At 71.8% G+C, this 4374-nt stretch carries 3 protein-coding genes and 2 pseudogenes; 4 read left to right on the top strand and 1 reads right to left on the bottom strand.

The window, feature by feature from the left end; translation table 11 throughout:
- Positions 1-553: 553 nt before the first annotated feature.
- Positions 554-622 (top strand): annotated as a pseudogene (locus IE271_RS43140) (hypothetical protein); the annotation flags it as partial.
- A 448-nt stretch (positions 623-1070) separates the two neighbouring features.
- Positions 1071-1595: a hypothetical protein gene (locus IE271_RS40250; protein WP_190195385.1), complete on the top strand. Its 525-nt coding sequence runs from the start codon at positions 1071-1073 to the stop codon at positions 1593-1595.
- 775 nt (positions 1596-2370) lie between these two features.
- On the opposite strand, the gene IE271_RS40245 is transcribed toward IE271_RS40250, so the two are convergent.
- Positions 2371-3234, bottom strand: a complete 864-nt coding sequence (locus IE271_RS40245) for a helix-turn-helix transcriptional regulator (RefSeq protein WP_229919970.1) — start codon at positions 3232-3234, stop codon at positions 2371-2373.
- A gap of 103 nt (positions 3235-3337) precedes the next feature.
- Here IE271_RS40245 and IE271_RS40240 point away from each other — a divergent pair, with 103 nt between their 5' ends.
- Together IE271_RS40240 and IE271_RS40235 are read left to right on the top strand one after the other, a co-directional pair.
- On the top strand, positions 3338-3751 hold the full coding sequence (locus IE271_RS40240) for a VOC family protein (protein ID WP_190195384.1): 414 nt from the start codon (positions 3338-3340) through the stop codon (positions 3749-3751).
- 530 nt (positions 3752-4281) lie between these two features.
- Positions 4282-4374: pseudogene (locus tag IE271_RS40235) on the top strand (NADP-dependent oxidoreductase); the annotation flags it as partial.

Below are 4374 nucleotides of genomic sequence, written 5' to 3'. Positions count from 1 at the left end.
GCTACCTCGCCGGCCTCCACCTACGCGCCTCGATGATCTGGCTCAGGGACCTCACCCGAGCCACCCCTTGATCGGAACTCAATACGGTCCCTAGTGCTGGTCAGTGGGTGTGCCTGGCGGGCTCTTCCGCCGTGTTTCGGGGTGTCGAAGCCCGTCCGCCTGCTGAAGGACGACCGGCACCGGGCGCAGGACGTGGTGCAAGCCGTGGTGAACCTCTCGGCGGCGTCCCAGAGTTCGCGCTCGCGCTGCGGGCCGTAGGGCTCCTTTGACGAGCGGGCCGCACGGCCGCGGTCGACGTAGGACCCGCTCGGCGCCTCGGTCGTGCCGAGGACGACGTCGGGGAGGTAGCGGCCCGCGGCACCACGGCCGGTGGCGAACGGCGTGAGGGCCGTCACCGGCAGGATGCGCCGCATCGCGAACCGGGTGAGGGGACCCGCGTTGCGGGCGAGGCCGGTGCCGGGAACGAACCCCGGGTTGCAGGCGACGGCGTCGATCCGGGCCGGCAGCCGGCGCGCGGGCGGCCGCCGCCCAGCACACGACCGACCAAAAGACGATCCGGCACCCCGAGGTCGGCGACGTCCTGCTCGACTGCGACGTCCTCATCGTCCCCGGCGCGGACCTGCGCATGGTCACCTACACGGCAGCGGCCGGAAGCAGCGACGCGGACAGGCTCGACCTGCTGCGCATCACAGGCGGCCGCACCACCGCCCCGCTCCCCTGACCGACGGCTGCCGGGCGGTTCCGCCGAGCCGGCCGGGCGAACCGCAGCTTCCGCCAGGGCACCGGTCGAGAGCTGCGCAGGACGCCGGCGGCCGTGACGCGCTACCGGACTCCCCCACCCCGAGTCGACAGCTCCGCCACCACGGGGACACAGCCGTTGCTTGCATCACGGGTGCTCATCGTCCGGCTCACCACCCCGCGTGCATCGAGCACCTTCGGTCCCGGTACACGCCGAAGACCATGTGGCCGGTCCCGCGGGGGAGGACCGCCGTCCGCCCGCGACCGGGTGGCGCACGAGCCGGACTACGCTGTGGGATCCACACCACAACCATGCTTCACGGGGGATCGTCATGAGACTTCGCCATGTCCGGGCCGTCGCCGTCGGCCTGGGTGTCGTCCTCGCGCTCACCGGCGCCCGGCACTCCGGTGGCGGCGGCTGCTCCGGGAGTTCGCACTCCTCCGGCTCGTCGGGCGGTTCCCACTACGACGACGACACGGACACGGACTACGGATCCGGCTCCCACTACAGGTCCGGCTCGGACTACGACGACGACTACGACACGGGCGGGACGTCGGACGAGTCACCCGGCTCCGGCGGCCGGGAGGCACTCCAGGACGCGACGGTCCGGCTGGTGAAGTGCGTGACGGGCAAGACCCCGTACGCCCGGGTCGAGGTCACCAACCCCAACACACGGGACGGCTCCTTCTGGGCCGACGTCGCGTTCAGGGACGGAAGGAAGCTGGTCAAGCAGGAGACCTGGCTGGTGGAGGTGCCCGCAGGGGAGAAGCTCACCACCGACATCGAGATGGGCGTGCGGAGCCCGGCACCGGCGGTCGACCGCTGCGACGTCACCCCGCAGGCACCCGCCGACTGACCCCGCACAGGGTTGCGTGGGTCGCCGCCACCTTCGGCGAGTCGTTCGACGACTGGACGGGGACCCTCATCGGTCCCCGTCCTCACGCCGCCGCCGTCGACCGGCTCGCTCCCCGCGGCACCGCTGTCGAGACGAGCACCGGCGCGCATCACCTGAGAAGCACGGCTTCTCCGTCGGCGGACAGGACCGTGAACGAGTTACGACGTCCCTGGCCCGATCCGCTCCTCGCCTGTTCCTCGCCTGTTCGTCACCTGTCCGAGCTGCCGGGTACGCCACCACCGACCCCCCAGGTGATCACAGGTTTCGTGGGCGAACTCCACGAGCTGCTCACCCCTCCCCCGGACGAGGGGGACCACACCTCGGCAGCTGCCGGACTCGGCGTGGAACCACCGGTGGGCCGCTTCGGCGCGTGCACGGCGAAGCGTGCCGCCTCGGGCACTGGTTCTCCCGCTCGCCGACTGCCCTGTTCGCGGACGCGCTCTGTCGGTCAAGGACACCTGCGCACCCTCGGACGTCATCGGTTCCAGCGACAGAACGCCCAGGACCGCAGGCTCAGGCACGATGTGCACCTCCTTGACGGAACAGGCAGTCCGCCGGCGCCGACTTCATGTGCGCGGCCTTCCCCCTGGACGAACTCGGCGCCCTCGGTGAGCCGGACCGGTCCCGGTGCGCGGCTGGGTCGTCGAGCGGTCCGTGGCACGACCGTCCAGCCCGGCGACCGTCCTCATGAACGAGCGCAGTCCGCGCACGCGACCCGGGTACCGGGGTGTTCCGCTCAGGCCCGGGCGGATGGGGAAACACCCGATACCGCCGCCAGGCGGAGCTTGGTCTCGTCCTCGGTGCCGGGGGCCGCGGTGAGAACGACGATCTTGCGTTCCGCGTCGCCGTCGCTCAGGACGTCGCAGTCCACCGCGATCGGCCCGGTCGCCGGGTGCTGGACGATCTTGTGGTCTTCCCGGTGTGCGCCGACCGCGCCGGAGGCCCACAGTTCGGCGAAGCGCGGGCTGCCCGTCGTGAGGTCCCGGATCAGCCCGGCCAGGCGCTCGCTGTCCGGGAACCGCCCCGTGGCGCGGCGCAGGTCGGAGACGACGGACGCCTCGACCTCCGGCCGGCCGAGCGAGGTCACCGGCCAGTGCGACAGGCGGGGGGCGGCCCCGTCGGCCGGGAAGGTGTCACGAGCGAAGTTGCGCAGTGCCGACGGCGTCGAGGACGGGTCGCCCAGCAGCGCCGCCCAGCAGCGGTTCCACCAGATGAGCTGCCAGTCCGCGGCGAACACGGCGGCCGCCGAGTCGCCGAGCCGGTCCAGCACCCGGCGCAGGCCGGGCGGGATGTGGTCCGAGACCTCCCCGCCGGGCGGAGGGGCGAGCCCGGCCAGCCGGTAGAGGTGGTCCCGCTCGGCGTCGGTGAGCTGCAGGGCGCGTGCCAGTGCCGCGGTCACCTGCGCCGACGGGGTCGCATGGCGTCCCTGCTCCAGGCGGACCACGTAATCGACCGAGATCCCCGCGAGTTCGGCGAGGTCCTCCCGGCGCAGTCCCGTCACCCGGCGCCTGTGGCCGCCGGGCAGTCCCGCCGTGTCCGGCGAGACACGGCCGCGCCAGGTGCGCAGCATCGGGCCGAGTTTCGCGACGTCAGCGGTCATGGGACCGATTGTCGCACCCGGCGCCGCTCCGAAGGTGGTAGCGCTTTTCCCACCGAAGGCCTCTCCCTGGTCGCCGGTCCGGCGGTCGATGACTCTTGCAGGCATGACCTTCACGTTCTCCCACGACCACGTGGGCATCACCGTCACGCGAGAGGACCTCGACGCCACCATCGCGTGGTACTCGCGCACCCTCGGTCTCGCCGTCGAGCAGCGGTTCGAGGCCCATGGCACGACGTTCGTCTTCCTCACCGCGGGCGACGTCAGGATCGAGCTCGTCGCGGGCGCGTCGGACCGGGGCGCGCCACCGACCGACGACGTCCTCACGAGCATGCACACGTCGCGCCTGCACCACTTCTGCCTGGCCGTGGCGGACCTCGACGCGGCACTGTCCCGGCTGCGCGCACTCGATGTGCCGCTGATCGGCGGCCCCATGGAGATACCGGCGACCGGCCGGCGCATCGCCTTCGTCACCGACAACGTCGGCACCGTCATCGAACTCACCGAGCCCGGCACCTGAGCCTCCGGCCGGAAGGCACGGGCATGACGCCGGACGGCGCGGAGTCCACCGGGCCTCGCGTCACCGGGCAGGCTCGATGGCAGCCCGCCGAGGTGGCGAGCCCGCGCCTCGATCACCGCGTTCCGGTGGTCGCCGCCCACGCGTTCTCCGGCGGCGTTCTCCCCGGCCGGGGGCCGGCTCCCGTCACCGCCCTCGTTTCCCCCTCGACCACACCGCCTCCCGGATCGACCACCCCGCTCCCACCGTCATGCCGGATCCCGCTCCTCACGACGCCATCCACGACCAGCTCGCTCCCGCGACGGCGAAGAAGCGTTGAGCGCAGGTTCGGACCGCACGCCGGGAAGTCCCGCGTAAGCGTTCGGACCGCTCTTCACCTCCAGCCCTGTCGGTGAACAACCGTTTGCCGACAGGCGGGTCGCCTTCGGATCCCCTCGAAGCAATTACTTGGCTAGCCACGCAATCGGTGTTACTTTTATGTGGCTGGCCACGGAAAGCGGTCGGCGCAGCATCCCACTTGAGGAGACCCAGTCATGAAGGCCATTGTTTTCGACCGGTTCGGCGGCACCGAGGTCCTGCACGAGGCGGAGGTCGAGGTCCCGCAGCCCGGACCGGGCCAGGTCCGC

The organism is Streptomyces minutiscleroticus, assembly GCF_014650875.1.
GTDB lineage: Bacteria > Actinomycetota > Actinomycetes > Streptomycetales > Streptomycetaceae > Streptomyces > Streptomyces minutiscleroticus.
Note: the sequence above shows the minus strand (reverse complement) of the source record. Positions and strands in the feature narration are given on the sequence as shown.

Excerpts from the sequence above, each read along its gene's own strand:
- IE271_RS40250 (WP_190195385.1), top strand. The coding sequence starts at position 1,071 with ATGAGACTTCGCCATGTCCGGGCCGTCGCCGTCGGCCTGGGTGTCGTC.
- IE271_RS40245 (WP_229919970.1), bottom strand. The coding sequence starts at position 3,234 with ATGACCGCTGACGTCGCGAAACTCGGCCCGATGCTGCGCACCTGGCGC.
- IE271_RS40240 (WP_190195384.1), top strand. The coding sequence starts at position 3,338 with ATGACCTTCACGTTCTCCCACGACCACGTGGGCATCACCGTCACGCGA.